This is a genomic window from Streptomyces hoynatensis (assembly GCF_003626535.1).
Lineage (GTDB): Bacteria > Actinomycetota > Actinomycetes > Streptomycetales > Streptomycetaceae > Streptomyces > Streptomyces hoynatensis.
Genome location: NZ_RBAL01000014.1, coordinates 75222 through 101179, shown reverse-complemented (window position 1 = coordinate 101179; position 25958 = coordinate 75222). Strand labels below are relative to the sequence as shown.

At 73.0% G+C, this 25958-nt stretch carries 23 protein-coding genes and 1 tRNA gene; 9 read left to right on the top strand and 15 right to left on the bottom strand.

Translation table 11 applies throughout. The features are described 5' to 3' along the window. Positions 1–3: 3 nt before the first annotated feature. The 3 genes from cas5c to D7294_RS21990 all read right to left on the bottom strand — a co-directional run bounded on the left by cas5c (position 4) and on the right by D7294_RS21990 (position 3481). Positions 4–741: a type I-C CRISPR-associated protein Cas5c gene (cas5c, locus tag D7294_RS22000; RefSeq protein ID WP_120682441.1), complete on the bottom strand. Its 738-nt coding sequence runs from the start codon at positions 739–741 to the stop codon at positions 4–6. Further along, complete coding sequence (locus D7294_RS21995; protein ID WP_120682439.1) at positions 738–3032, bottom strand: CRISPR-associated endonuclease Cas3''; 2295 nt, start codon at positions 3030–3032, stop codon at positions 738–740. The genes cas5c and D7294_RS21995 overlap by 4 nt, the downstream gene beginning before the upstream one ends. A 367-nt stretch (positions 3033–3399) precedes the next feature. Beyond that, positions 3400–3481, bottom strand: a tRNA-Tyr gene (locus D7294_RS21990). 132 nt (positions 3482–3613) lie between these two features. Between D7294_RS21990 and D7294_RS21985 the strand changes: the two genes are divergently transcribed. The 3 genes from D7294_RS21985 (at position 3614) to D7294_RS21975 (ending at position 6293) form a co-directional block, all read left to right on the top strand. After that, positions 3614–4105: a YajQ family cyclic di-GMP-binding protein gene (locus tag D7294_RS21985; protein ID WP_120682437.1), complete on the top strand. Its 492-nt coding sequence runs from the start codon at positions 3614–3616 to the stop codon at positions 4103–4105. A gap of 368 nt (positions 4106–4473) precedes the next feature. Next, on the top strand, positions 4474–5586 hold the full coding sequence (corA, locus tag D7294_RS21980; protein ID WP_120682435.1) for a magnesium/cobalt transporter CorA: 1113 nt from the start codon (positions 4474–4476) through the stop codon (positions 5584–5586). Positions 5587–5666: 80 nt separating this feature from the next. After that, a complete protein-coding gene (locus D7294_RS21975) occupies positions 5667–6293 on the top strand; it encodes a DedA family protein (protein ID WP_120682433.1) in 627 nt (208 codons plus the stop codon). Between the two features lie 38 nt (positions 6294–6331). Here the strand turns inward: D7294_RS21975 and D7294_RS21970 are convergent, their stop codons facing one another. The 12 genes from D7294_RS21970 to D7294_RS21915 all read right to left on the bottom strand — a co-directional run bounded on the left by D7294_RS21970 (position 6332) and on the right by D7294_RS21915 (position 17658). After that, the gene (locus tag D7294_RS21970; RefSeq protein WP_120682431.1) at positions 6332–6736 is read right to left on the bottom strand and encodes a YccF domain-containing protein; all 405 of its coding nucleotides are present in this window, start codon (positions 6734–6736) and stop codon (positions 6332–6334) included. A 15-nt stretch (positions 6737–6751) separates the two neighbouring features. Continuing rightward, the gene (gene htpX / locus D7294_RS21965; protein WP_120682429.1) at positions 6752–7615 is read right to left on the bottom strand and encodes a zinc metalloprotease HtpX; all 864 of its coding nucleotides are present in this window, start codon (positions 7613–7615) and stop codon (positions 6752–6754) included. Positions 7616–7804: 189 nt separating this feature from the next. Next, the gene (locus D7294_RS21960; protein ID WP_120682427.1) at positions 7805–9433 is read right to left on the bottom strand and encodes an NADH-quinone oxidoreductase subunit N; all 1629 of its coding nucleotides are present in this window, start codon (positions 9431–9433) and stop codon (positions 7805–7807) included. Continuing rightward, positions 9430–11142, bottom strand: a complete 1713-nt coding sequence (locus tag D7294_RS21955; protein ID WP_120682425.1) for a complex I subunit 4 family protein — start codon at positions 11140–11142, stop codon at positions 9430–9432. Before D7294_RS21955 ends, D7294_RS21960 begins: the two co-directional genes overlap by 4 nt. A 3-nt stretch (positions 11143–11145) precedes the next feature. Then, positions 11146–13059: an NADH-quinone oxidoreductase subunit 5 family protein gene (locus D7294_RS21950; RefSeq protein WP_120682423.1), complete on the bottom strand. Its 1914-nt coding sequence runs from the start codon at positions 13057–13059 to the stop codon at positions 11146–11148. A gap of 117 nt (positions 13060–13176) precedes the next feature. Next, positions 13177–13536: an NADH-quinone oxidoreductase subunit NuoK gene (gene nuoK, locus D7294_RS21945; protein WP_120682421.1), complete on the bottom strand. Its 360-nt coding sequence runs from the start codon at positions 13534–13536 to the stop codon at positions 13177–13179. After that, entirely contained in the window at positions 13536–14081 is a 546-nt protein-coding gene (locus D7294_RS21940; protein ID WP_120682420.1) for an NADH-quinone oxidoreductase subunit J family protein, read from the bottom strand. Before D7294_RS21940 ends, nuoK begins: the two co-directional genes overlap by 1 nt. Beyond that, positions 14078–14638 carry a NuoI/complex I 23 kDa subunit family protein gene (locus tag D7294_RS21935; RefSeq protein WP_120682418.1) on the bottom strand — a complete coding sequence of 187 codons (561 nt, stop codon included), beginning with the start codon at positions 14636–14638 and terminating at the stop codon, positions 14078–14080. The genes D7294_RS21940 and D7294_RS21935 overlap by 4 nt, the downstream gene beginning before the upstream one ends. Next, complete coding sequence (locus D7294_RS21930; protein WP_120682416.1) at positions 14635–15588, bottom strand: complex I subunit 1/NuoH family protein; 954 nt, start codon at positions 15586–15588, stop codon at positions 14635–14637. Before D7294_RS21930 ends, D7294_RS21935 begins: the two co-directional genes overlap by 4 nt. Then, on the bottom strand, positions 15585–16646 hold the full coding sequence (locus D7294_RS21925) for an NADH-quinone oxidoreductase subunit C (protein WP_120682414.1): 1062 nt from the start codon (positions 16644–16646) through the stop codon (positions 15585–15587). The genes D7294_RS21930 and D7294_RS21925 overlap by 4 nt, the downstream gene beginning before the upstream one ends. Continuing rightward, a complete protein-coding gene (locus tag D7294_RS21920; protein WP_120682412.1) occupies positions 16643–17296 on the bottom strand; it encodes an NADH-quinone oxidoreductase subunit B in 654 nt (217 codons plus the stop codon). The genes D7294_RS21925 and D7294_RS21920 overlap by 4 nt, the downstream gene beginning before the upstream one ends. After that, entirely contained in the window at positions 17287–17658 is a 372-nt protein-coding gene (locus tag D7294_RS21915) for an NADH-quinone oxidoreductase subunit A (RefSeq protein WP_120682411.1), read from the bottom strand. Before D7294_RS21915 ends, D7294_RS21920 begins: the two co-directional genes overlap by 10 nt. A 273-nt stretch (positions 17659–17931) precedes the next feature. Between D7294_RS21915 and D7294_RS21910 the strand changes: the two genes are divergently transcribed. From D7294_RS21910 to rarD, 6 genes are all read left to right on the top strand, one after another. Continuing rightward, positions 17932–19116: a sensor histidine kinase gene (locus tag D7294_RS21910; RefSeq protein ID WP_120682409.1), complete on the top strand. Its 1185-nt coding sequence runs from the start codon at positions 17932–17934 to the stop codon at positions 19114–19116. Further along, the gene (locus D7294_RS21905; protein ID WP_120682407.1) at positions 19113–20420 is read left to right on the top strand and encodes a sensor histidine kinase; all 1308 of its coding nucleotides are present in this window, start codon (positions 19113–19115) and stop codon (positions 20418–20420) included. The genes D7294_RS21910 and D7294_RS21905 overlap by 4 nt, the downstream gene beginning before the upstream one ends. A gap of 307 nt (positions 20421–20727) precedes the next feature. Continuing rightward, positions 20728–21387, top strand: a complete 660-nt coding sequence (locus D7294_RS21900; RefSeq protein WP_120682564.1) for a response regulator transcription factor — start codon at positions 20728–20730, stop codon at positions 21385–21387. A 201-nt stretch (positions 21388–21588) separates the two neighbouring features. Next, entirely contained in the window at positions 21589–23496 is a 1908-nt protein-coding gene (locus D7294_RS21895; protein WP_120682406.1) for a 2-oxoacid:acceptor oxidoreductase subunit alpha, read from the top strand. Further along, on the top strand, positions 23486–24595 hold the full coding sequence (locus D7294_RS21890; RefSeq protein ID WP_120682404.1) for a 2-oxoacid:ferredoxin oxidoreductase subunit beta: 1110 nt from the start codon (positions 23486–23488) through the stop codon (positions 24593–24595). The genes D7294_RS21895 and D7294_RS21890 overlap by 11 nt, the downstream gene beginning before the upstream one ends. Before the next feature lie 380 nt (positions 24596–24975). Next, positions 24976–25857 (top strand): EamA family transporter RarD, encoded by an 882-nt coding sequence (gene rarD, locus D7294_RS21885; RefSeq protein WP_241562550.1) that lies wholly within the window; start codon positions 24976–24978, stop codon positions 25855–25857. Positions 25858–25958: the final 101 nt, after the last annotated feature.

The window sequence follows — 25958 nt, the reverse complement described above, 5'->3', positions numbered from 1 at the left end:
CGTTCACCGCTCTCCGGCGTCTGCGCGCCACGGTCCGGAGGGCATCGCGACAGCCGACTCGGGCAGCGGTTCCTCCACCGTGAGCACACCGGCTTTCAGCTGAGCGCGGAACCAGCGATAGCGCTCGCCGCCGTCGGCGTACTCGATGGAATGCAGCATGATGCCGAGCTCCTCGTTACGCGGAATGGGGCTCCGGTCCGTGGCCGGGCCGAAGTCGGCGGAAAATTCGCGGCAGCCGAGGAACGGCTGCGAGAAGCAGGCCCCGCGGACGATCCGGCGCCGCAGCTGGTCGCGGTACTTGGCCTCGGGGGCGCCGGCGTCGGGATGCACCCGGAGCTGGGTGTGGATGCGGTAGGCGACATCCCGCAGCGCCACCGTGTTGCGTTGGTCCCGGTCCCGCTCAACGTCGTAGTGGTGCGAAGGATCGGCGCGCAGTGCGCGAACCTGGTGGTCACTGATCGTCGACTTCACCTCGTTGCGCCGCAGCTGCGTCCACTCGATCTCCTTGAGGACCTCGATCCTGCGGATCACGTAGGTGAACTGCGGCTTCCAGAAGATGGCCTCCAACAGGCCACGGGCGGCGGAGGGAGTCATCACCGGATAGCTGACACGCTCGACCTTCAGCTCAGGTCGTGTGAAGCAGGCCAGCGCGCCGCTGGTCTCGACCACGATGTCCGGATGGGTCCAGCCGTCCGGGTCTGGGCGCCGTGCGAGACGTTTGCGGCTTGGGGTCGACGTCATACGGTGAAATCCTCCCTGTCCTCGGGCGCGTCCGGCTCCAGGCCGCGCTGATCGTGGTACTGGCCGTGGCCCACCCACAGGAGCAGGTCGCCGATCACTGGTTCAGCCAGCCCTTCCCGGACGGCTCTGTTCGCTTGGTGCCTGGGCAGGGTGGCGGTGTGAGGCCGCAGGCGCCGCAGGGCGTCCCGCAACCCGCCTTTCCCGTCACGGAGTACCTTGACGGCCTCCTCGACGAGCTGCCGCTGCTCTTCCGTACGGATGACGACGACCGGCGCGGCGGCCTCGTCCTCGATCATGCGGAACTTCCTGTCCACCTCGGGGAAGTCCAGCTCCACCCGAAGCTTCTCGATCTCGCGTCCCAGGCCGCCAGCGCCTGCCTGCTGGGCGACGAACCGGCTGCGGTAGTAGCCGGCGAGAGCCGAGAGATCGTCCGGTGCGGCCAGATCCGGACCGAAACGGTTTCCCGTCTCCGTCATCGCCGCGTTCCTCGACGGGTCCTTCGGCTGCTTGCCGTCCGTGGGCCGGAAGATGACCACCGTGCCCAAGCCGTCCAGCCGCATGTCGCGGTTGCAGCGCCCCGCGGCCTGCTGGAACGACTCCACCGGTGCCCACGCGCGGTAGACACACGGGAAATCCAGGTCGACCCCCGCCTCGATCAGAGTGGTCGACACCACGTACAGCGGGGGCCGTTGCGGCAGCGGTATGGCCAGGTGTCTGCGGATGGCCTCGATGGTCTCCCGCCGGTGTTCGGCTGTCATTCGGCGAGAGAGATGCAAGACGCACGCATCCGTGCTCTTCTGCAACAACCGATGCAGAGTGGCGGCATCGTCAGTCGTGTTGACCACGGCGAGCACGTGCTCGTGCTCCACCATCTCCTCGGCGATGCTCGTCCACGTCACGTCTTCGCCCAGGCGCCACTCGTACCGGACCCGCCGAAGCTCTTCGAAGAATGCAGCCGGCTCCTCGACGATGTCGCGGATCTCGAAATCCTGCAGGCCAGGAAGCGAACCGAACTCCGGCTGGGTCGCCGAGGACAGCACCACCGTGGTACCGAAGTGCTCCACCAGCCCGCGCAAGCCGCTCAGGATCGGCACCAACAACCGGTCCGGCAATGCCTGCACCTCGTCCAGCACGATGACCGCACCGGCCAGCCGGTGCAGCTTGCGCATCGCAGCCGGCCTGTGGGAGAACAACGACTCGAACAGCTGCACCGTAGTCGTCACGGCGAAGGGCGCGTCCCAGTTCTCCGCCGCCAACCGCGCCCAGCTCTCGGCCGCGGAGTCGAGATCGACGGAACTGTGATGTTCCAATACGACCCACTCGCCCCGTGCCCGGTCCTCTGCCTCGTCACCGCCCGCCGAGTCGAGCAGCCGCCGGTACACAGCAGCGTTCTGCTCGGTGATGCTGGTGAACGGGACCGCGGTGATCACCCGGTCCATGCCGTGCGCCGCGGCGTGGTGCAGCGCGAACCCCCCGGCCGCCAGCGTCTTCGCTCCCCCGGTCGGCACATGGAGTCGGTACATACCCGGTTCGCCCGCCGCGGCGCGGACCGCCAGTTCGTAGATCTTCTGCCGCGCCGCATCCATGGGAGACGGAGCCCGCTCGGCCAGCATCTCTTCCCGGCGCCGCTCGAAGCGCCGCGTCAACGCCTGCATGTCGGCTACCGGACCAAGACGCACCGGAGCCGCGTCGAAGTGCGCCTCAGTATCGAGGTAGTCGGCGTCCACCAGGCAGCTGAACAGCATCCGCAGCAACAAGTCCAGCCGCACCCGGGTCTCAGCCAGCGAGCCCTCCGTGACCCACTGCGGAACCGCTGGCGGCACCCGCGGACGGATCTCCGGAACCAGCCGCTCGACCGCGTCGATCGCCTCCTGCACCGCCCGGGCCTCAGGAGAAGCGCGCAGGACGCGCTTGAACATGCCCTTCAGAGACGGCTGATCCGGCAGCCCTCCGTGGTGCCCGTACACCACCGCGCCGAACTCTCTCGTCAGATGCTCCGCCGCCAGACGCGCTCCGGCTTCCTTGTGCGGGACACCCACCCGCCCACCGGATGATTCAACCTTGAGCAAGGCCTGGCGCCAGGCCCGACAGCCCTTACCGACGTCGTGCACGAGAGCCAGGTACGCCGCCAACTCCCCCATGGCGAAGACGTCCCCGAACCGCCGAGCCAACGCGGCAGACCCCCGCAGATGGGCCTCCAAGCCGTGCCGCAGCCCAGAGACCTTACTGCGGCTGTGAGCCAACAACGACGGCGCACCGCGCTCACCCGGTAACGCTAAGTTCTGCTCCATGGGCCAGACCGTACCCGGGCCCACTGACACAGATGGCCCAAACCCTCGAATCCGCCCGGCTCACATGGTTGGTGGGCTGCTCCCCGCCCACGCGGGGTTGCTCCCGTGCGGGCCCGGGCCGCGGCCGACAGCGACGACGCGGCCAACGCCAAGATCTCCGCCCGGCTCGGGGAGCGGCGCGGCGGGCGGGCCTGAGGCCGTCGGCCGGCTCCGTCCTGCCGCACACATGCCCCACACGCGCTGGTCGGCGCCCGGAATCGGGTGGGACGAATCGGACACAAGGGGCGTTTGACCGGCGGGCCGTTCGATGGACGAAAAAAACGGCCCTCGCCTGCGTTCTCGCAGGTCAAGGACCGGTTGTTGAGGGTGGCGGCGCCAGGATTCGAACCTGGGAAGGCTGAGCCGGCAGATTTACAGTCTGCTCCCTTTGGCCACTCGGGCACACCGCCTTGCAACGCGGCTAACGATACCCGATGCCCGGGGGTGGTTCGCCACTCGGTTGTGCGGGGTGGAGGGTGGGGTGGGTGGTTAGGCTGTCCGGCGACCGCGCCCGTCCAGCTACCGTGAGGAGCCTTCACACCATGGCCGACTCCAGTTTCGACATCGTCTCGAAGGTCGACCGGCAGGAGGTCGACAACGCCCTGAACCAGGCGGCCAAGGAGATCTCCCAGCGCTACGACTTTCGCGGCGTGGGCGCCTCGATCGCCTGGTCGGGCGACGACCGGATCGAGATCCGCGCCAACGCCGAGGAGCGGGCCAAGGCCGTGCTCGACATTTTCCAGTCGAAGCTCGTCAAGCGGGGCATCTCGCTGAAGGCGCTCGACTCGGGGGAGCCGCAGGCGTCCGGGAAGGAGTACCGGCTGTTCTCCACGATCAAGGAGGGCATCTCGGCCGAGGACGCGAAGAAGGTGGCCAAGCTGATCAGGGACGAGGGGCCCAAGGGCGTCAAGGCGCAGGTGCAGGGCGACGAGCTGCGGGTCAGTTCCAAGAGCCGGGACGCCCTGCAGGAGGTGCAGCGGCTGATCCGGGAGCGCGACTTCGACTTCGCGGTGCAGTTCGTCAACTACCGCTGAATCGTTCCGGGGTGGGCGGAGGCGAGGGGGCCTTGGCCGCGTGGGGCGCGCGGCCGGGTGGGTCCTGGTGCCTCCGCCTCGGGTTGCGGGGGCCGGGGCCTGGCGGGGGTGTGGGGGGCGTCGTCGTGCGGTGGGCCGGGGCGCCGCGCCCGGTGGGTTTTGCGGTCCCGTCTGGGGCAAGCGGGCAGAATGGGGGAACGCCGCGCTGGTGGGTTCAGCCGGCGAGAAGACGTGCCTCAGGGAGTTCCCGCAGGTCAGCATAGGCAGGTGGGGCGCCGGGCGGCTCCGGGGATCGGGCGGTGGCTTGCGGCCACCGCCGGGCGGCGCGGCGATGGCCTCCACCCGGACGTTACGGAGCACACGTGTCGATGATCCGCGGCCTGCGCAGGGCCGTTCGTATCGGATACGGGCGGGTGGGCACCCGCGAGGGCGCGCGGCCGGTGGACTTGAGCCATCCCGCCAGGTCGCCGCTCGGGACGGCCGTGGTCAACTGCGCGGTGTATCAGAACGGGGTGCGCAAGAGCGGCAGGGCGCGGCCCGCCGAGGCGGTGGAGGTGGCGCGCAAGAAGCGCGGCGGGTTCGTGTGGATCGGCCTCCACGAGCCCACCGAGGAGGAACTCGGCGCCATGGCCCAGCTGTTCGAGCTGCACCCGCTGGCGGTCGAGGACGCGGTGCACGCCCACCAGCGGCCGAAGCTGGAGCGTTACGACGACACGCTGTTCGCCGTGTTCAAGACGGTGCGGTACGTGGAGCACGCGGAACTGACGGCGAACAGCGAGGTCGTGGAGACCGGGGAGATCATGGTCTTCCTCGGGGAGGACTTCGTGCTCACCGTCAGGCACGGCGGCCACGGCTCGCTCGGGCCGCTTCGGGAGGATCTGGAGGCGTCCCCCGAGCAGCTGGCCAAGGGGCCCTCTGCGGTGCTGCACGCCATCGCCGACCATGTGGTGGACCAGTACCTGGATGTCGCGGCGGCCGTGCGGGACGACATCGACGAGATCGAGGCAGCCGTGTTCTCGGAGGCGGCGCGGCGGCACGGCGCGGGCCCCGGGGAGATCTACCAGCTGAAGCGTGAACTGCTCGAACTGCGGCGGGCGGTCGCGCCGCTTGACCGGCCGCTGCAGCAGCTCTCGGACGGCGGGCTGCCGATGATCGCGCCGGAGATCCGCAGCTACTTCCGGGACGTGGCCGACCACCTGACCCGGGTGACGGAGCAGATCACCGGGTTCGACTCGCTCATCGACTCGATCCTGCAGGCCAATCTGGCGCAGGTGACTGTGACGCAGAACGAGGACATGCGCAAGATCACGGCCTGGGCGGCGATCCTTGCCGTGCCGACGATGGTCACCGGCGTATACGGCATGAATTTCGACCATATGCCCGAGCTGCACTGGCGGTTCTCCTACCCGCTGGTCATCGGTGTGATCTTCGTCGCCTGCCTGCTGATCCACCGCGGTTTCCGCCGTAACGGCTGGTTGTGAGCCGGTTCCTGACCAAAGTCTGGTGAACGCTTGCCGAAGGGCAGGTCCGCCGCGGGATTCGCATTGCCTAGGCTGGCTCTGTGGACAACGCGATCCTCGACGCAATCGAAGGGTTTGTCGCCACCCCCTGGGTGTACGTGGCACTCTTCGCCGTCGCCAAGCTCGACGGCTTCTTTCCTGTGGTGCCCAGCGAGACCCTTGTGGTCACCCTGGGGGTTTTCGCGGCCGCGGACGGCCACCCGAACCTCTTCCTCATCATCATCGTGGCGGCGCTCGGCGCCTTCGCCGGGGATCACATCTCCTATCTCATAGGCCGGAAATCCGGCTCCAGGATCTACGCGAGACTGAAACCCGGCAGCCGCACCCACCGCGCCTACGACCGGGTGGGCACGATGCTGGAGCAGCGTGGGGGGCTGATGCTGATCATCGCCCGTTACATTCCGGGCGGGCGGACGGCGGCGACCCTGATCACCGGGGCCACGCGGTATCCACTGCGGTCCTTCGCGCGGTACGACGCGGTGGCCGCGCTGAGCTGGGCGGCCTATTCGGCGGGGATCGGCTTCGTCGGCGGCTCGGCGTTCGAACGCAACCCGCTGCGGGGGGTGGCGCTTGGCCTGGGCCTGGCGCTGCTGATCACCGTGATCCACGAGGGCGTCCGCATCCTGCGACAGCGCCGCGCCGCCGCCCGGGCCGCCGCCGGCGAATGACGGCGGCCCGGACGGCGACGCGGCGCGGGCCGGCGGGCTCAGGCCCAGCGGTAGCTGGGGTAGGCGTGGGTGCTGGTGGGGACGATCCGGCGGCCGAGGGGCAGCAGCGAGATCGGCACGAGCTTGAAGTGGGCGAGGCCGAAGGGGATGCCGATGATGGTCAGGCAGAAGGAGACGCCGAGCACCAGGTGGGCGATCGTCAGCCACAGGCCGGCGAAGATCAGCCACACGGCGTTGCCGAGGCCGCTGGCCAGGCCCGCCTCGGGCCGGTCGGTCACCCGGTAGCCGAAGGGCCACAGGACGTACGCCGCGATCCTGAAGCAGGCGATGCCCCAGGGGATCGTGACGATGAGCACGCAGCAGATCAGGCCGGCGAGCGCGTAGCCGATCGCCATCCACAGCCCCGAGAAGATCAGCCAGATGAGGTTCAGGAGGGTACGCACCCTCCCAGGATGGCCTCAGTACCGGTGGCCCGCCAGCCGCTCCAGGCGCGCGATGCGCTCGGCCATCGGCGGGTGCGTGGAGAACATCCGGGACAGTCCTTCGCCGCCGCGGAAGGGGTTGGCGATCATCATGTGGCTGGCCGTCTCCAGCTTCGGCTCGGGCGGCAGCGGCAGGGCCCTGGTGCCGGCCTCCAGCTTCCGCAGCGCGCTGGCGAGGGCGAGCGGGTCGCCGGTCAGCCGGGCGCCCGAGGCGTCCGCCTCGTACTCGCGGGAGCGGCTGACGGCCAGCTGGATGAGTGAGGCGGCGATCGGGCCGAGCAGCATGATCAGCAGCATGCCGACCATGCCGGGCCCGTCCTCGTCCTCGTCGCGGCCGAGGGGCACGAACCAGGCCAGGTTCGCCAGGAACATGATCACCGAGGCCATGGCGCCGGCGAGGGAGGAGATGAGGATGTCGCGGTTGTAGACGTGGCTCAGCTCGTGGCCGATGACGCCGCGCAACTCCCTGGCGTCCAGCAGCCGCAGGATGCCCTCGGTGCAGCAGACCGCGGCGTTGCGTGGATTGCGGCCGGTGGCGAAGGCGTTGGGGGCGTCGGTGGGCGAGATGTACAGGCGGGGCATCGGCTGCCTGGCCGCTCCGGCGAGCTCCCGCACGATGCGGTAGAGCTCGGGGGCCTCGAACTCGCCGACCGGCCTGGCGCGCATGGAGCGCAGGGCGAGCCGGTCGCTGTTCCAGTAGGCGTAGCCGTTGACGGCCAGGGCGACCAGCAGGGCGATGAGCAGGCCGCTTCGGCCGAAGAGGCTGCCGATCAGCAGGATCAGCACGGACATGCCGCCCAGGAGGGCCGCAGTCCTCAGTCCGTTGTGCCTGCTATGCACGGGTGTGCCCTCCAGGATGAGCGCGCGTGGGGGTGCCGGGGGGTACCGGTTGGCGCGGTTTCTCCTCTGCCAGAGGACACAACGCCCTGCGGGGACGATCCGTTCCCGGGCCCGGGCGGGGCCGTCGGCCCCGGGGGCGGGGGCGCCCCCCGGACGGGCCGGGGGCGGGGACTCACCGCGGGGAGCGACTCACCGCAGGACGCCGGGGGCCAGGCCGAGGATCAGCTGGGGCGCCACGGAGAACGCCGCACCGGCCAGCGCGCACAGGGCCGTCGCGGCGGCCAGGGGCGGCACGGGCCGCGGCGGGGCGGGGGACCCGGCGGGGGCGGGGCGGAACAGCAGGGCCGTCCAGCGCAGATAGTAGGCGAGGGCGAGCGCCACGTTCAGGGCCGTGACCACCGCGAGCGGGCCGAGGCCGGCGTCCACGGCGGAGCGGAGGACGGCGACCTTGGCGAAGAGCCCGGCGAGCCCCGGCGGCAGCCCGGCCAGGCACAGCAGGAAGAAGGCGAGGGCCAGGGCCGTTCCCGGCTGCCGCGCGTACAGGCCCGCGTAGTCGGCCAGGCGCCTGGCGCCGTGCCTCCTGGCCAGGTGGGCGGCGACCGCGAAGGCGCCGAGGTTGGTCACCGCGTACATCAGGGCGTAGCCGAGGAGGGCGCCGAGGGCGTCCCCGGGAGCGGTGTAGGCGGCCGCGGCCACCGGGACCAGCAGGTACCCGGCCTGGCCGATCGAGGACCAGGCGAGCAGGCGGACCACGCCGTCCGGGGCCGCGGCCGGGGTGCGCAGCGCGGCGGCGTTGCCCGCGGTCATCGTGCAGGCGGCGAGGACCGCGAGCACCGGTCCCCACAGGCCGCCGTAGCCGGGGAAGGCGCCCGTGGTGACCAGGACGAGCCCGGCCAGGCCCGCGGTCTTGCCGACCACCGAGAGGTACCCGGCCACCGGCAGCGGCGCCCCCACGTAGGTCTCGGGCACCCAGAAGTGGAAGGGCACGGCCGCGGTCTTGAAGGCGAAGCCGGCCAGGGTCAGCACCACGCCGGCCTCCGCGAGGGTGGCCAGGCGCGGGTCGGCATCGGGGAGCCGCTCGGCGATCTCGGACAGGTGGAGGCTGCCGGCGCCCGCGTAGACGAAGCTGATGCCGAGCAGGCCGACGGCCGTGGCGGTGACCGAGGTGAGGAAGAATTTCAGCGCGGCCTCGGGTCCCGGGCCGCGGCGGCGCAGCCCGACGAGCGCGTAGGCGGGCAGGGTGGTGATCTCCAGGGCCACGACGAGCGTGGCCAGGTCGCGGGCGGCCGGCAGGAGGGTGGCCCCGCAGGCGGAGCAGAGCAGCAGGAACCAGAACTCGCCGCCCGGCAGGCTCCCCTCCCCCGCGCCGCCCGACGCGCCGGTCCCCGAAGCGTCCCTCTTCGGCGCGCCGGTCCCCGGCGTTTCCTTCCCCGCGGCGCCGTTCCCCGCGGCCGCCTTCCCCGAGGCCGGGTGCGGGGCGGCCGGGTGGCGGGAGGCGGGGCCGGTCTCGGGGAGCGAGAGCAGGGCGGCGAGCAGGGCGCCGCCCAGCACGATCAGCTGGACGGTGAGGGCGAACTCGTCGGCGCGGTAGGAACACAGCCCCGGGTCCGCGGCCAGGCAGAACGTCGCCCGGTCCGCGCCCCGCAGCGGCAGCAGCGACAGCCCGGCGAGCACGAGACCGGCCACGGCGAGCCCGCCGAGCAGCCCCTTGCGGGCGGGGGGCAGGAAGAGGTCGGCGAGCAGCACCGCCACGGCCGCAAGCGCGGCGATCAGCGGCGGGCCGAGCGCCGGCCAGTCGACGTCCTGGAGCGCGTTCATCCCGCCACCCCCGCGAGCAGGCCCCGCACGGCAGGACCGGTGAGGTCGAGGAGCAGCGCGGGGCAGAGCCCGGCGAGGACGGTCAGCGCCGCCAGCGGCGAGAAGGCCGCGTACTCGGGCGCGTGCAGGTCGGGCAGCGGCTGTTGCCCGGCCTCGCCCATGCACACCCGGCGCACGACCTGCAGCAGGTAGGCGGCGGTGAGCAGGGTGCCGAGGGCGGCGAGGGCGAGGAAGGTGGCGTACGCGGGCCGGCTCAGGCCCTCGGCGGGCTGGTAGGCGCCGAGCATCGCGAGGAGTTCGCCCCAGAACCCGGCGAGACCCGGCAGGCCGAGGGAGGCGAGGGCGGCGAAGGCGAGCAGGCCGCCGAACCGGGGCGAGCGGCCGTAGAGCGCGGCGCCCGCGGCCCCGGCCAGCCGGTCGAGGTCGGTGGTGCCGGTGCGTTCCCGCAGCGAGCCGACGAGGAAGAACAGCAGGCCGGTGACGAGGCCGTGGGCGATGTTCGCGAAGAGGGCGCCGTTGACTCCGGTCTGGGTGAGCGTGGCGATGCCGAGGAGCACGAAGCCCATGTGGCCGACGGAGGAGTAGGCGATCAGCCGCTTCAGGTCGCCCGCGGCGCCCTCCCGCACCAGGGACAGGCAGGCGAGGGCGCCGTAGAGGATGCCGGCGACGGCGAAGGCGCCGAGGTAGGGCGCGAAGGTCCGCATGCCCTCGGGGGCGGCGGGGAGCGCGATGCGGACCAGTCCGTAGGTGCCCATCTTCAGCAGGACCCCGGCCAGCAGCACCGAGCCGGTGGTCGGGGCGGCGGTGTGCGCGTCGGGCAGCCAGCTGTGCAGCGGCCACATCGGCGCCTTGACGGCGAGCCCGAGGCCGATGGCGAGGACGGCGAGGAGCTGGCTGGTGTGGGAGAGGCCCTCGCCGTGCGCGGCGGCCAGGGCGACCATGTCGAAGGTGCCGCCGTCGAGGCCGAGCAGCAGCAGGCCGAGCAGCATCACGACGGAGCCGAGCACGGTGTAGAGGACGAACTTCCAGGCCGCGGCCGCGGCGCCGCCCGCCGCCCGGCCCGGCGTCCCCTCCCCCGCAGAGTCCGCCGGGTCCTCCGCAGAGTCCCCCGGGTCCGCCGCCGGGTCCGCCGGGTCCCCCGCCGCGTCCGGCGCTTCGCCCGCGGCCCGGCCCGCGGGCGTTCCCTGGGCGCCTCCCCAGCGGGCGATGAGGAAGTACATCGGGACCAGCACCGTCTCGAAGGCGAGGAAGAACAGCAGCAGGTCAAGGACGGCGAAACTCGCCAGGGTGCCGCATTCGAGCAGCAGCATCAGCGCCACGAAGGCCCGCGGGTCGCCGCCGCCCGGCGGCCGGACGTAGGCGTGCAGGGCGCAGAGGAACGTCAGCAGCGCGGTGAGCACGAGCAGCGGCAGGGATATGCCGTCCACGCCCAGGTGCAGCCGGACGTCGAGGGCGGATATCCAGCCGACGTCGGTCTCGGCCTGTACCCGGCCGGGCTGCCCGTGGTCGAAGCCGGCGGCGAGCAGCAGGGCCGCGGCGAGCACCGCGCCGGTGACGGTGACCCCGTGCCGCAGCACGTCGCGCTCGGGTCCGCCGGCGCCCCGCAGCCCCGGCGGCGCGGGCAGCAGGGCGGCGCCCGAGCCGAGCAGGGGCAGCGCGAGGACGGCTATGAGCAGGAGGCGCAGCGTGGTTTCTGACAGCGGGAACACGGGTCACTCTCCGGCGGCGACGAGGACGGCGGCCACGGCGATCACCAGGACGCCCGCGACGATGGCGCTCAGGTACGTCTGGACGTTGCCGGTCTGGGCACGGCGGGTGAGGGTGCCGAGCCAGCCGGGGGCGGCGGCGGCGCCGCGCACGTAGGTGTCGACCACGGCCCGGTCCAGGAAGGCGACCAGGCGGGCGGCGGCCCTGGTGGGCCGGACCAGGGCGGCGGTGTAGAGGGCGTCGAGGTGGAAACCGGCGGCGGCGTGGCGGCGCAGCGGACCGAGGAGCGCGGGGGTGGGGTCGACGCCGGTCTCCTCGGAGCCGATGGCCTCGTAGGCGCCGCGCCAGGTGGCGTACGCGGCGAGCCCGCCGGCCAGCGTGGCGCCCACGGCGAGCAGCGAGATGCCGGGGCCGGGGGCGAGGTCGCCGTCGTCGAGCCAGCCCGGCAGTGGCCAGGCGGCGAGGCCGAGCAGCAGGGAGGGCACGGCGAGCAGCCACAGCGCGGCCGTGACGGCGGGGGCGGCGGGCGGCGCGGCCGGTGGCTCGCCGGCGCGGGCGCCCACCGGGTCGTGGAAGACGGCCAGCCACAGCTTGGCGGCGTAGGCGGCGGTGAGGACGGCCGCGGCGAGCCCGGCGCACAGCACCAGCCAGCCGGCCGCGGCGGGGGCGCCGGTGTGTCCCGCGGCGGTGTGCCGGGCCGCGCCGAGCACGGCCTCCTTGGAGAAGAAACCGGAGAACGGCGGGACGGCCGCCAGCGCGAGCAGGCCGATGGTCATGGTCCCGTAGGCGTCGGGGGCGCGGCGTTTGAGGTCGCGCAGCCGGGAGAGCGCGGTCAGCGAGCCGGTGCCCGCCGCCTTGATCAGCACGCCGGCGGACAGGAAGAGCAGGGCCTTGAACGCGCCGTGGGTGAGCAGGTGGAAGACGGCCGCCTCGCGGTCGGCGGCGGCGAGCGCGCCGGTCATGTAGCCGAGCTGGCCGATGGTGGAGTAGGCGAGCAGCCGCTTGAGGTCGTCCTGGGCGAGGGCGGCGAGGGCGGAGCCGACCATGGTGAGGGCCGCGACGGCGGCCAGCACGAGGAGGGCGGCGGAGGAGGCGGCGAAGACCGGCAGCAGCCTGGCCACGAAGTAGACGCCGGCGGCGACCATCGTGGCGGCGTGGATGAGGGCGGAGACCGGGGTGGGGCCCGCCATGGCGTCGGGCAGCCAGGTGTGCAGCGGGACCTGCGCCGACTTGCCGGCCACCCCGGCCAGCAGGAGCAGCGCGATCAGGGTGGGGTGGGCGAGTTCGAGCGGGGAGGGCGGGGAGGCGAGCCGGGCGAGGATGCTGCTGATGCGGAAGGTGCCGGCGTCCCCGGCCAGGGCGAACAGGCCGATCAGGAAGGGGACGTCGCCGAGCTTGGTGACGAGGAAGGCCTTCAGGGAGGCGGCGCGGGCGGCGGGCGTCTCCCAGTGGTGGCCGATGAGGAAGTAGGAGCAGGCGCCCATCACCTCCCAGCCGACGAGGAGCACGATGAGGTCGTCGGCGTAGACGACCAGCAGCATGGCCGCCGTGAACAGCGAGACGAGGGCGGAGTACGAGGGGTAGCGGGGGTCCTCGCGCAGGTGGGCGGTGGAGTAGAGCTGCACGCAGCAGGCCACGACGGAGACCAGCACGGCCACCAGGACCGCGAAGCCGTCCAGGTGGAGGGCCAGGTGGACGGTGGGGGCGTCGCCCGGGTCGGCGAGCGTCGTGGCGGCGGTCAGGGGCTCCGCGCCGGCCTGCCGCACCGCGACCAGGATCGCGAGGAGGGCGGAGGCGAGGGTGGGCAGGACGGCGAGCGGCTGGACGAAGCCGGGGGCGCGGCGCCCGGTGAGCAGGACGAGTGCCGCCGCGGCGAAGGGCAGGAGCGGCACGAGGGCGGCGGCTGTGATGGTGTTCACGGGGTCTCCGGGTGGGCTGCGCCGCGGCGAGCGGCCGCCCGGGTCAGCGGCGGCGGGGTGGGTGGGGCCCCGTGGGCCGGGCGGGGCCGGGGGGACCGGTGGGGGAGGGAGCGTGGCTCACGGCGTGGGGTGCTCCCCGGGTTCGCCGGGCGCCGGGCGCGGCGTGCCGCGGGGCTCGCGCAGTTCGCGCAGCCGGTCGACGGCGGAGGTGCCGCGCTCGCGGTGGACGAGCAGGACGATGGCGAGGCCGATGCCGATCTCGGCGGCGCCCAGGGCGATGAGGAACAGCGTGAAGACCTGGCCGGAGCGCAGTTCGTCGCGCAGCCAGACGTCGAAGGCGACCAGGTTGAGGCCGACGGCGGCCAGCATCAGCTCGACCGACATCAGCACGAGGATCGCGTTGCGCCGGGCGAGCACCCCGTACAGGCCGGTGCAGAAGAGGAGGGCGGCCAGCACGACCGGGTAGACGAGGTGCATCAGCGTTCGCCTCCTTCCGGCCGCTTCCCCGGGCGCCTGGAGAGGACGATGGCGCCGACGAGGGCGGCGAGCAGCAGCACGGAGAGCGCCTCGAAGGGCAGCACCCAGGCGCGGAACAGGCCGTCGCCGACCTGCCGGGAGGTGCCGTGCGGGGTGTCGAGGTCGATCCAGGTGGTGCGGAACGCGTCCACGAGGAGGGTGACGAGCACGCCCGCGGCGGCGAGGGCGACCACGAGGGCGACCGGGCGGTTGCGCGAGTCGGCCTCGGGCGAGGGGCCGATGGGGGCCCGGGTGAGCATGAGGCCGAACAGCACGAGGACGACGACCGAGCCGAGGTAGATCAGCACCTGCACCCAGGCGACGAACTCGGCGGTGAGCAGCAGGTAGTGCACGGCGATCCCGCCGAGGGCGACGACCAGCCAGAGCGCGGCGTGCACCAGGTGCCTGCTGGTGACGCAGAGCACGGCGGCGCCGAGGGTGACCAGGCCGACGAGCACGAAGACGACGTCCTGGCCCGAGGGGGAGAGCAGTTCCCTGCCGGTCATCCGGCCTCCCCGCCCGTCGCCTCCCCGCCCTCGGCGGGCCCGCCGTCCCCGGCCCGCTCGGCGGCGCGGCGGGCGGCGGTGACCTCCTTGGGCTCCTCCGCGGCCTCGTCGAGCGGCGCCGGCTCGGGCACGGTCCACATCCACGCGCGCAGCCGGTCCCGTTCGTGGGTCAGCTCCCGGATGTCGGTCTCGGCGTACTCGAACTCGGGCGACCAGAAGAGGGCGTCGAACGGGCAGACCTCGACGCAGATCCCGCAGTACATGCACAGCGCGAAGTCGATGGCGAAGCGGTCCAGGACGTTGCGGCTGCGGGGGCGCCCGCCGGGGGCGGCGGGCGGCAGGGTCTCCTTGTGGGAGTCGATGTAGATGCACCAGTCGGGGCACTCGCGGGCGCAGAGCATGCAGACGGTGCAGTTCTCCTCGAAGAGGGCGATGACGCCGCGGCTGCGGGGCGGCAACGCGGGCTGCGTCTTCGGGTACTGCTGGGTGACGGCCCTGCGGGTCATCGCGCGCAGCGTGATCGCCAGGCCCTTGGCGAGTCCGGAACCCCAGCTCATGCGGTCACCACCCGGAGGGTGCCGGTGAGGGCGATCTGCGCGAGGGCCAGCGGAACGAGCGCGGTCCAGGCGAACCGCTGGATCTGGTCGGCCCGCAGCCGCGGCCAGGCGACGCGCGCCCAGATGACGGCGAAGCTCAGCGCCCCGGTCTTCAGCAGCATCCACAGCCAGCCGAGCCGGCCGGCGGCCGGGCCGTGCCAGCCGCCGAGGAAGAGCACGGCGGTGAGCGCGGAGAGGACGACGATGCCGGCGTACTCGGCCAGCAGGAACAGGGCGAAGCGCAGGCCCGAGTACTCGGTGTAGGCGCCGAAGATGATCTCCTCCGGGGCGATGGGGGCGTCGAAGGGCGGGCGTTGCAATTCGGCGAGGCCCGCGGTGAAGAAGACGGCGGCGCCCACGAGTTGCCAGGGGACCCACCACCAGTGGAACGCGTCGAGCACGCCAGGCAGGCTGAGCGTGCCCGCGGCCATGGCGACCGAGGCGGCGGCCAGCAGCAGGGGCAGTTCGTAGGCCATCAGCTGGGCCGCGGTGCGCAGGGCGCCGAGCAGCGCGTACTTGTTCGCCGAGGCCCAGCCGGCCATCAGCGAGCCGAGGACACCGACGCCGAGGACGGCGAGGACGAAGAAGATGCCGGCGTCCAGGGACTGGCCCACGAGTTCGTCGGGCCCGAGCGGGATGGCGACGAGCACCACCAGGTAGGGGAGGAGGGCGACGGCGGGGGCCAGCCGGAAGACGCGGCGGTCGGCCGCGGCCGGGACGATGTCCTCTTTCTGGGCGAACTTCACGCCGTCGGCGACGAGTTGGGCCCAGCCGTGGAAGCCGCCCGCCTGCATCGGGCCGAGCCTGCCCTGCATGTGGGCCATCACCTTGTGTTCCGCCTGCCCGACGAGCAGCGGGAGCACGAGGAAGGCGGCCAGCACGCAGCCGAGCCGCAGCAGGAGGTCGGTCAACGGCCCTCCTCGCCCGGCGCTTCCTCGGCCCCGGCCTGCGCCTCGTCCGGCGCGCCCTCGGTGCCGGCCTGGGCCTCGTCCGGTGGGTGGCCGGCGGGCCGGGGGCGGGCGTGCCAGGGCGCGTCGGGGGTGCGGGGGGCCGGGCGCCCGGCCCGTTCGCCCGGGGCGGCGGGGCCCCGTGGGTCCGCGGGGTCCGCGGGGCCCTGGGGGCGTGCGGCCGGGGGGCGTGCGGCCGGGGCGGCGTGCCCCTGGCCGGGCTCGGCCGGGGCGGGGGGCTGCGCCTGGCGCTGGCTGGCCGAGCCCTGGGCGGCGGAACGGTTGCGGCGGGGGCGGCGCGGCCCGGCGGCGGGGCGGGGGGCGGCCGGGCCCGGGCGGTCCTCCCGGCCCTGCGGGGTGCCCGCGCCGGGCTGCCCTGCGGGGGGCGGCGGCGCGAGCTGCCCGCGGCGCGGCCCCCACTCGTTCGGGTCGGGAACGCCGGGCGGCAGGCTCTGCCTGCGGCGCGGCCCGGCGGCGCGCCCGGCCCGGGCCTGCGGCGCGGCCCCCTCCCGGGCGCCGGATTCGCCGGATTCCCCGGGCTCGCCGGGTTCCTTGGCCCCCGGCCAGGCCTTCGCCACCCGGGCGGCGAGCACGAAGTCCTTGCGGAGCGGGTGCCCCTCGAAGCCCTCGGGGAGCAGCAGCGGCCTGAGCCCGGGGTGGCCCGCGAAGTCGACGCCGAACATCTCGGCCGTCTCCCGCTCGTGCCAGGCGGCGCCCCGGTACACCCGGGTGGCGGTGGCGAGCGAGGCGCCCTCGCGGGGCAGGGAGGTGCGCAGCAGCAGCTTGCGCGGCGGCCTGCCGAGCGCCACGACGTGGGCGCAGACGAACAGGCCGCTGCCCGGCTCGTCCACCGCGCTCAGCCAGTCGAGGAACCCGCAGCCCAGGTCGTCCCTGGCGGCCAGCAGCGCCCGCTCCCAGCCCGCCGCCGGCACGTCCACGGTCAGCACCTGGTAGCTCTCCGAGGCCACGGCGCCCTCGCCGAAGAGCTCCGCCGCCTCACGCGGCAGCCAGCCCACCGTCACGCGCCGCCCTCCTCCCGGCCGGAGCCACCGCCCGCGCCGCGCTCCTCGCCGCCGCCCGCGCCGCGGTCCTCGCCGCGCTCCTCGCCCGCGCCGGGCGCCCGCGGCTCCGGCCGGACCAGGCCGCTGGTGAGCGCGGCGGCCGAGGGGCGCGGCGGCGCGGCCTCGCGCCCCGGCGCCGACTCGGCGGCGATCTTGTCCTGGAGCCTGAGGATGCCCTGGAGCAGCGCCTCGGGACGCGGCGGGCAGCCCGGCACGTACACGTCCACGGGGATCAGCTGGTCCACGCCCTTGGTCACCGCGTACGAGTCCCAGTAGGGGCCGCCGCAGTTGGCGCAGGCGCCGAAGGAGATCACGTACTTCGGCTCCGGCATCTGCTCGTACAGGCGCCGCACGGCGGGCGCCATCTTGTCGGTGACGGTGCCGGAGACCACCATCAGGTCGGCCTGCCGCGGCCCGGGCGCGAAGGGGATCACGCCGAGCCTGATGAAGTCGTGCCGGGACATGGAGGCGGCGATGAACTCGATGGCGCAGCAGGCCAGGCCGAAGTTGAACACCCACAGGCTGTAGCGGCGGCCCCAGTTGAGGATCACCTTCATGGGCCGCGGGGCGAGCCTGGCCAGGGGGCCGGGGGTGACGGGTCTCACGTCCATGCCAGGACCCCCTTCTTCCAGGCGTAGAGCAGGCCCACCGCGAGGAAGCCGAGGAAGGCGAACATCTCGGCCAGCGTGACCCCGCCGAACGCGTCGCCCGCGAAGATCGTCGCCCAGGGGAAGAGGAACACCGAGTCCACCGCGAAGATCACGTAGAGGAAGGCGTACAGGTAGTAGCGCACCTGCGTCTGCGCCCAGCCCTCCCCCACCGGGTCGACCCCGCACTCGTAGGGCAGCAGCTTCTCCGGCGTGGGGGCCAGCGGGCGCAGCAGGCGGCCCGCGGCGAAGGCGCACGCCACGAAGAGCACGCCCACGACCAGGACCAGGCCCACGACCGCGTAGCCGTGGAAGTAGTCGGGCACTGTGCGGCCTCCGGCGTACCAGGGGGAGCGGGAACACGGGGATACGGGGCGATGGGGCTGTCCGGGGCCGGCGGTCGCCCGCCGGTTCCGCGGGCACGGGCGGGCGTCCGCGGGTGGGGGCACCACCGACGGGAGGCGAGTCTAGGCGGTGCGCGGCCGGATGTGACCACGGTCCCCGCGGTATCCACGCGGTCGGGTGGTGGGGATATCCCCACCGACGTTCACCGACCCACCCCATGGCCTCCGCTTGCGCGGCCCGGCACCCTTGAGGCCATGACCAGCAACGTGTCCCAGGCTCCCGAGGAGCTCCCGCCGCCGCGGCTCGCGCTCGGCGCGCAGACCTGGCGGGAGTGCGGGTACCTGCTGATGGGCCTGCCGGTGCACCTCGTGGCCTTCTGCTACGTCCTGCTGTGGATCTACGCCGGTGTGCTGCTTTCGATCACCGTGATCGGCCTGCCCCTCCTCGTCCTCGGCCTGCTGGGCTGCCGCCGGCTGGGCGCGTGGGAGCGGTCCAGGGCCCGGGCCATGCTGCGGCTGGCCATCGACGAGCCGAGCCCGCTGCCGCGTTCCCGCGGGGCCGGGTTCTTCGCCTGGCTGTGGTCGGGGCTGAAGGACCCGGTGGGCTGGCGCACCGCGCTGTTCTTCGTCGTCGGGCTGCCGTGGGCGGTGTTCGCCTTCTGCGTGACGCTGGTCTCGCTGGTCGTGGGCTGGCCCGCGCTGCCCTGGCTGGCCCGCTGGCTGACCAACGTGGACCGGGCGCTGGTGCGCGGGCTGCTCTCGCCCTCGGACGGGCTGGAGCGGCGGATAGCCGAGCTGGAGCTGGACCGCGCCTCGGTCAGCGACACGGCGAGCGCCGATCTGCGGCGGATCGAGCGGGATCTGCACGACGGGGCGCAGGCCAGGCTGGTCGCCCTGGCCATGGACCTCGGCCTGGCCAGGGAAAAGCTCACCGAAGACCCCGAACAGGCCGCCCGCATGGTCGAAGAAGCCCACGGCGAGGTCAAACTCGCCCTCCAGGAACTCCGCGACCTCGCCCGCGGCATCCACCCCGCCATCCTCACCGACCGCGGCCTTGGCCCCGCCCTCTCCACCATCGCCACCCGCTGCACCGTCCCCGTCACCGTCGACGTCGAACTCACCACACGACCCGCAGAAGCCATCGAAGGCATCGCCTACTTCACCGCCTCCGAACTCCTCCAAAACGTCAGCAAACACAGCGCCGCCCACCACGCCACCATCGAGGTCTGGCGCACCGACGACCGCCTCATGCTCCAAGTCACCGACGACGGCAAAGGCGGCGCCCACGCCACCGGCGGCACCGGCCTCGCCGGCCTCGCCGAACGCCTCGCCGCCGTCGACGGCCTCCTCGCCATCCACTCCCCCACCGGGGGACCGACCACCGTGACCGCCGAACTCCCCTGGCGCGACCGCACCGCCGTTGAAGGAGCCTCCCGATGAGCACCGCCCTGCGTCTGCCGTTCCAGCTGCGCGCGCTGCGCGAGGGCCTGTACGGGCTGCTGAACTTTCCGGTGGGGCTGGCCGGCTTCGTCTTCGCCGTGACCGGGCTCTCGGTCAGCGCCGGGCTGCTGATCACCTTCGTCGGGCTGCCGCTGATGGCCCTGGTGCTGTGGACCCTGCGGGCCCTCGGCCACCTGGAGCGGGCCAGGGCGAGGGTGCTGCTCGACCACGACGTGCCGCCGCCGGAGCCGCTGCGGCTGCACCCGGGCCGCCGCGGCCCGATGGCCTGGATGGGCGCGCTCCTGCGCAGCAACGTCTCCTGGCGCGGCGCCGCCTACGCCCTGCTGCACTTCCCGTGGGCGGTGTGCACCTTCTGCGTGGTGGTGACCGTGTGGGCGGCGGGCTGGACGATGCTGCTGTTCCCGCTGTGGTTCTGGACCATACCCACCTTCACCGACGAGCCGGGCGTCGGGATCAACACGGACGGCGAGGGCCACGGCTGGTACTGGGACAACCCCTTCGAGGTGGCCCTGGCCGTGCTCCTGGGCTACCTGGTGCTGCTGGCGGGGACGGCGCTGATCCGCGGGATGGCGGCGGTGGACCGGCTGCTGGTGTCCGGCCTGCTCGGCCCCTCGGCCGCGGCGGCCAGGATGCTGCAGCTGGAGTCGGACCGCTCGGTGGTGGTGGACGCCTCGGCCGCCGATCTGCGGCGGATCGAGCGGGATCTGCACGACGGGGCGCAGGCCAGGCTGGTCGCCCTGGCCATGGACCTCGGCCTGGCCAGGGAAAAGCTCACCGAAGACCCCGAACAGGCCGCCCGCATGGTCGAAGAAGCCCACGGCGAGGTCAAACTCGCCCTCCAGGAACTCCGCGACCTCGCCCGCGGCATCCACCCCGCCATCCTCACCGACCGCGGCCTTGGCCCCGCCCTCTCCACCATCGCCACCCGCTGCACCGTCCCCGTCACCGTCGACGTCGAACTCACCACACGACCCGCAGAAGCCATCGAAGGCATCGCCTACTTCACCGCCTCCGAACTCCTCCAAAACGTCAGCAAACACAGCGCCGCCCACCACGCCACCATCGAGGTCTGGCGCACCGACGACCGCCTCATGCTCCAAGTCACCGACGACGGCAAAGGCGGCGCCCACGCCACCGGCGGCACCGGCCTCGCCGGCCTCGCCGAACGCCTCGCCGCCGTCGACGGCCTCCTCGCCATCCACTCCCCCACCGGCGGGCCCACGACGATCACCGCGGCCCTGCCCTGGCGGGAGCGCGCGGCCCGGGTCGCCGGCCCCCGCTGAGTCCCGTGCCCGACGCAGACCGGGACCCAACGGCCCCGGCCCTGGCGCGAACGGCCCCGGTCCGGCCGCGGGCCGGGCCCGGGAGGCGGCGGGCCGGGCCCGGGAGGGCGCGGGCCGGGCTCGGGAGGGCGCGCGGGGGCCCTGGGAGGGCGGGCGCGGGCTTGCGGGGGCGCGCGGAGGAAGGCAGGGGCCCGCGGGGGACGGAGGGGGCGCGAAACCGCGCGCCCGGTGCCGCGGCATCCGGTACGGTCCCGCCGGGTGAGATGCTGCCAGGGCACACAGAGCTCGTCGGATGGGGGCGCCGGACGTGAGGGTAGTGATCGCCGAGGATTCGGTCCTGCTGCGGGAGGGCCTGACCCGGCTCCTCCACGACCGCGGGCACGAGGTCGTCGCCGGAGTCGGCGACGCGGAGGCGCTGATCGCGGCGGTGGAGGAATTCGCCGCCCGCGGGGAGCTGCCCGAGGTCGTCGTGGCGGACGTGCGCATGCCGCCGACGCACACCGACGAGGGGGTGCGCGCCGCGGTCCGGCTGCGTCAGCGCCACCCCGACCTGGGCGTTCTGGTGCTCTCGCAGTACGTGGAGGAGCAGTACGCCACCGAGCTGATCGCCGGCTCCAGCCGCGGCGTGGGCTACCTGCTGAAGGATCGGGTCGCCGACGTGAGCGAGTTCGTGGAGGCGGTGGCCCGGGTCGCGGCCGGGGGCACGGCCCTGGACCCGGAGGTGGTCGCCCAGCTGCTGGGCCGCAGCAGGAAACAGGATGTTCTCGTGGGACTCACCCCGCGGGAAAGAGAAGTCCTCGGCCTCATGGCCGAGGGCCGGACGAACTCCGCCATCGCCCAGCAGCTGGTGGTCAGCCACGGCGCGGTGGAAAAGCACGTGAGCAACATCTTTATGAAACTCGGCTTGGCGCAGAGTGACACAGATCACCGGCGGGTTCTGGCGGTTCTCACCTATCTGAATTCCTGACCCCCCTGACACGCTTGAACTGCGGCTCAGCCATGCCTGCTGGCGGGGCTTAAGGCACGCCTCAGGACCGCTCAAGGGCGGCCGGAGAAGATCGGACGTCGACGCGGCGGCTGCACGTCCATCATGTGATCACCTTCAGGAAGGCAACCCTTACCCGCGTACCATGGCTGACAAGAGCCGCCTCGAAGGAGGGCTACAGCAGTGACCACTGAGGTCGACCGGACGAGCCGGGACAAGAAGGACGTCAGGCGTCTGGACCGGGTGATCATTCGGTTCGCCGGCGATTCCGGGGACGGAATGCAGCTGACGGGCGACCGTTTCACCTCGGAGACCGCTTCTCTGGGTAATGACCTGTCCACGCTGCCGAACTTCCCGGCGGAAATCCGCGCCCCCGCCGGGACGCTGCCGGGCGTCTCCTCCTTCCAGGTGCACTTCGCCGACCACGACATCCTCACCCCGGGCGACGCCCCGAACGTGCTGGTGGCGATGAACCCGGCGGCGCTGAAGGCCAACGTCCCCGACCTGCCGCCCGGTGCGGAGATCATCGTCAACACCGACGAGTTCAACTCCAGGGCGCTGGCCAAGGTCGGCTACGCGGGCAACCCGCTGGAGGACGGCTCGCTGGACGCCTACCACGTGCACCCGGTGCCGCTGACCACGCTCACCGTGGAGGCGCTCAAGCCCTTCGACCTGACCCGCAAGGAGGCGGGCCGCTCGAAGAACATGTTCGCCCTCGGTCTGCTGTCCTGGATGTACCACCGGCCGACGGAGAACACCGAGGCGTTCCTGCGCGCGAAGTTCGCCAGGCGCCCGGAGATCGCCGAGGCCAACATCACGGCCTTCCGCGCCGGCTGGAACTTCGGCGAGACCACCGAGGACTTCGCCGTCTCCTACGAGGTGGCCCCGGCCGCCTCCGCGTTCCCCGCCGGGACCTACCGCAACATCTCGGGGAACCTGTCGCTCGCCTACGGCCTGATCGCCGCCTCGGTGCGCGCCGACCTGCCGCTCTTCCTCGGCTCCTACCCGATCACCCCCGCCTCCGACGTGCTCCACGAGCTGTCCAGGCACAAGAACTTCGGGGTGCGGACCTTCCAGGCGGAGGACGAGATCGCGGGCATCGGCGCCGCCCTCGGCGCCTCCTTCGGCGGCTCGCTCGGCGTGACCACCACCTCGGGTCCCGGCGTGGCCCTGAAGTCGGAGGCCATCGGCCTGGCCGTCTCCCTGGAACTGCCGCTGCTGATCATCGACATCCAGCGCGGCGGCCCCTCGACTGGCCTGCCCACCAAGACCGAGCAGGCCGACCTGCTGCAGGCCATGTTCGGCCGCAACGGCGAGGCGCCGGTGCCGATCGTGGCCCCCGCCACCCCGGCCGAGTGCTTCGACGCGGCCCTGGACGCGGCCCGCATCGCGCTCACCTACCGCACCCCGGTCTTCCTGCTCTCCGACGGCTACCTGGCCAACGGCTCCGAGCCGTGGCGGGTGCCCGAGGTGGACGAACTGCCCGACCTGCGGGTGCAGTTCGCCACCGGGCCGAACGTCACGCTGCCCGACGGCGGCCAGGCGTTCCACCCCTACCTGCGCGACCCGGCCACGCTGGCCCGCCCCTGGGCGATCCCCGGCACCCCGGGCCTGGAGCACCGCATCGGCGGGATCGAGAAGCAGGACGGCACCGGCAACATCTCCTACGACCCGGCGAACCACGACCACATGGTGCGCACCCGCCAGGCCAAGGTGGACGGCGTCACCGTGCCCGACGTGGTCGTCGACGACCCGAGCGGCCCGCCCGGCGAGGGCGCCAGGGTGCTGGTGCTCGGCTGGGGCTCGACCTACGGGCCGATCACCGCGGCCGTCCGCCGCATCCGCCGCGAGGGCGGGCGGATCGCCCAGACCCACCTGCGCAACCTGAACCCCTTCCCGGCCAACCTGGGGGAGGTGCTGCGCGCCTACGACAAGGTCCTCCTGCCCGAGATGAACCTCGGCCAGCTCGCCCTGCTGCTGCGCGCGAAGTACCTGGTCGACGTCCAGTCCCTCACGCAGGTCACGGGCCTGCCCTTCAAGGCCGAGCAGCTGGCATCCGCTTTCAAGGAGGCTCTCGACGATGACCACTGAGGCGCCCGCCGTGCCCGGCACCCGCACCGCACTGGCGCTGGTGCCCACGGCCGACACCCCCCAGACCGCCAAGGACTTCAAGTCGGACCAGGAGGTCCGCTGGTGCCCCGGCTGCGGCGACTACGCCGTGCTGGCCGCCGTCCAGGGCTTCCTGCCCGAGCTCGGTCTGGCCAAGGAGAACATCGTCTTCATCTCGGGCATCGGCTGCTCCTCGCGCTTCCCGTACTACCTGAACACCTACGGGATGCACTCCATCCACGGCCGCGCCCCGACGATCGCGACCGGCCTGGCCGCCTCGCGCCGGGACCTGTCCGTGTGGGTGGTCACGGGCGACGGCGACGCCCTCTCCATCGGCGGCAACCACCTGATCCACGCGCTGCGCCGGAACGTGAACCTGAAGATCCTGCTGTTCAACAACCGGATCTACGGGCTCACCAAGGGCCAGTACTCGCCGACCTCCGAGACCGGCAAGATCACGAAGTCCACGCCGATGGGCTCGCTCGACACCCCGTTCAACCCGGTGTCCGTCGCCCTCGGCGCGGAGGCCTCCTTCGTGGCGCGCGCGGTGGACTCCGACCGCAAGCAGCTGACGAGCGTGCTGCGCGCCGCGGCCGAGCACCACGGCTCCGCCCTGGTGGAGATCTACCAGAACTGCAACATCTTCAACGACGGCGCCTTCGAGGTCCTGAAGGACAAGAAGCAGGCCGAGGAGGCCGTGATCCGGCTGGAGCACGGCAAGCCCATCCGGTTCGGCGCCCCCCTGCCCGTGGAGGAGGGCGGGGACGGCCTCGGCTCCAAGGGCGTGGTGCGCGACCCGGCGACCGGGGACCTGAGGGTCGTCGACGTGGCCAAGGAGGGCACCGAGGGCGTGCTCGTGCACGACGCCCACGCGGCGTCGCCGACCACGGCCTTCGCCCTGTCGCGGCTCGCCGACCCGCACACCCTGCACCACACGCCGGTGGGCGTCTTCCGTGACGTGTCGCGTCCGACGTACGAGGACCAGATGGCCGAGCAGCTGGAACGCGCCGTGGAGCAGCGCGGCAAGGGCGATCTGGCGGCCCTGCTGGCCGGAAACGACACCTGGACCGTCGCGGGCTGACCTATCCCCCCCAGGCCGGACCCGCGACGCCGGCGCCGGTGCCCCCGCCCTCCCCCCCGGCGGGCGGCACCGGCGCCTCTTTGTGCTCCCGCGTACCCGTGGTTGCCGCTGCCGGCGTCGTTTCCCGTCGTTCCCGTTCTTCCCGTCGATCCCCTCGTTCCCCTCGTTCCCGTCGTTACCGTCGTTACCGTCGTTACCGTCGTTCCGGTTGCTCGCCGGGGCGTGCGTTCCGCGTGCCGCGCCGGGGCCGCCCTCCGGCGGGCCACGAGGCGGCATTACGCTCGCATACGTCCATCGTGCGGGCGTTCGAGGAGGCTGTGGTGGGTGCTGCCGAGGCGCGCAGCCGAGCGGGACTCGCGTTCGGCCTGGGCGCCTTCGGGATGTGGGGGCTGCTGCCCCTCTACTGGGACCGCCTGGAGTCGGCGGGCGCCGCGGAGGTGATCGCCCACCGCATGGTGTGGTCGCTGCCCACCGCGCTGGTGCTGCTGGCCTTCGCCGGCGAGTGGTCCTGGATACGGCCCCTGCTGCGGCAGCCCAGGCGCCTGGCCCTGCTGGCCGCCTCCGCCGTGCTGATCGCGGTCAACTGGTACCTGTTCATCTGGGCCGTCGGGCAGGACCGGGTCCTCGAAGCCTCGCTGGGCTACTTCATCAATCCGCTGCTGACCATCGCCTTCGGCGTCCTCCTGCTGCGGGAGCGGCTGCGCCGCGCCCAGTGGGCCGCGGTGGGCATCGGGGTCCTCGCCGTCCTCGTGATGACCCTCGCCTACGGGCAGGTGCCCTGGGTCTCGCTGGCCATCAGCGTCAGCTTCGGCCTCTACGGCCTGGTGAAGAAGCAGACCGGGCTCGACGGGCTGGCCGGCTTCTCCGCCGACTCCGCCCTCCAGTTCCTGCCCGCCCTCGCCTTCCTCGTGGTGCTGACGGCCCGCGGCGACTCCACGTTCACCGGCGAGGGCGCCGGGCACACCGCGCTGCTGGTGTGCAGCGGCCTGGCCACCGCCCTGCCGCTGATCTTCTTCGGGGCCGCCGCCCTGCGGCTGCCGCTCGCCACCCTCGGGCTGATGCAGTACCTGACCCCGGTCACGATGTTCCTGCTCGGGCTGCTGGTGTTCCACGAGGAGATGCCGCCGGAGCGCTGGGCCGGCTTCCTGCTGGTGTGGCTCGCGCTGACGGTGCTCACCTGGGACCTCCTGCGCCAGGCCCGCCGCGGCCGGCGCGCCGCCGCGGCCGGGCGCACCCCGGCCGAGACCACCCACGCCGGCTGAGACCGCCTCGCCGGCTGAGACCACCACGTCGACGAAGCCCGCCCGCGCCGACGGGGACCACCCGGGCCGGGCTGGCGGGGGGGACGGCCCGTAGGGGGCTG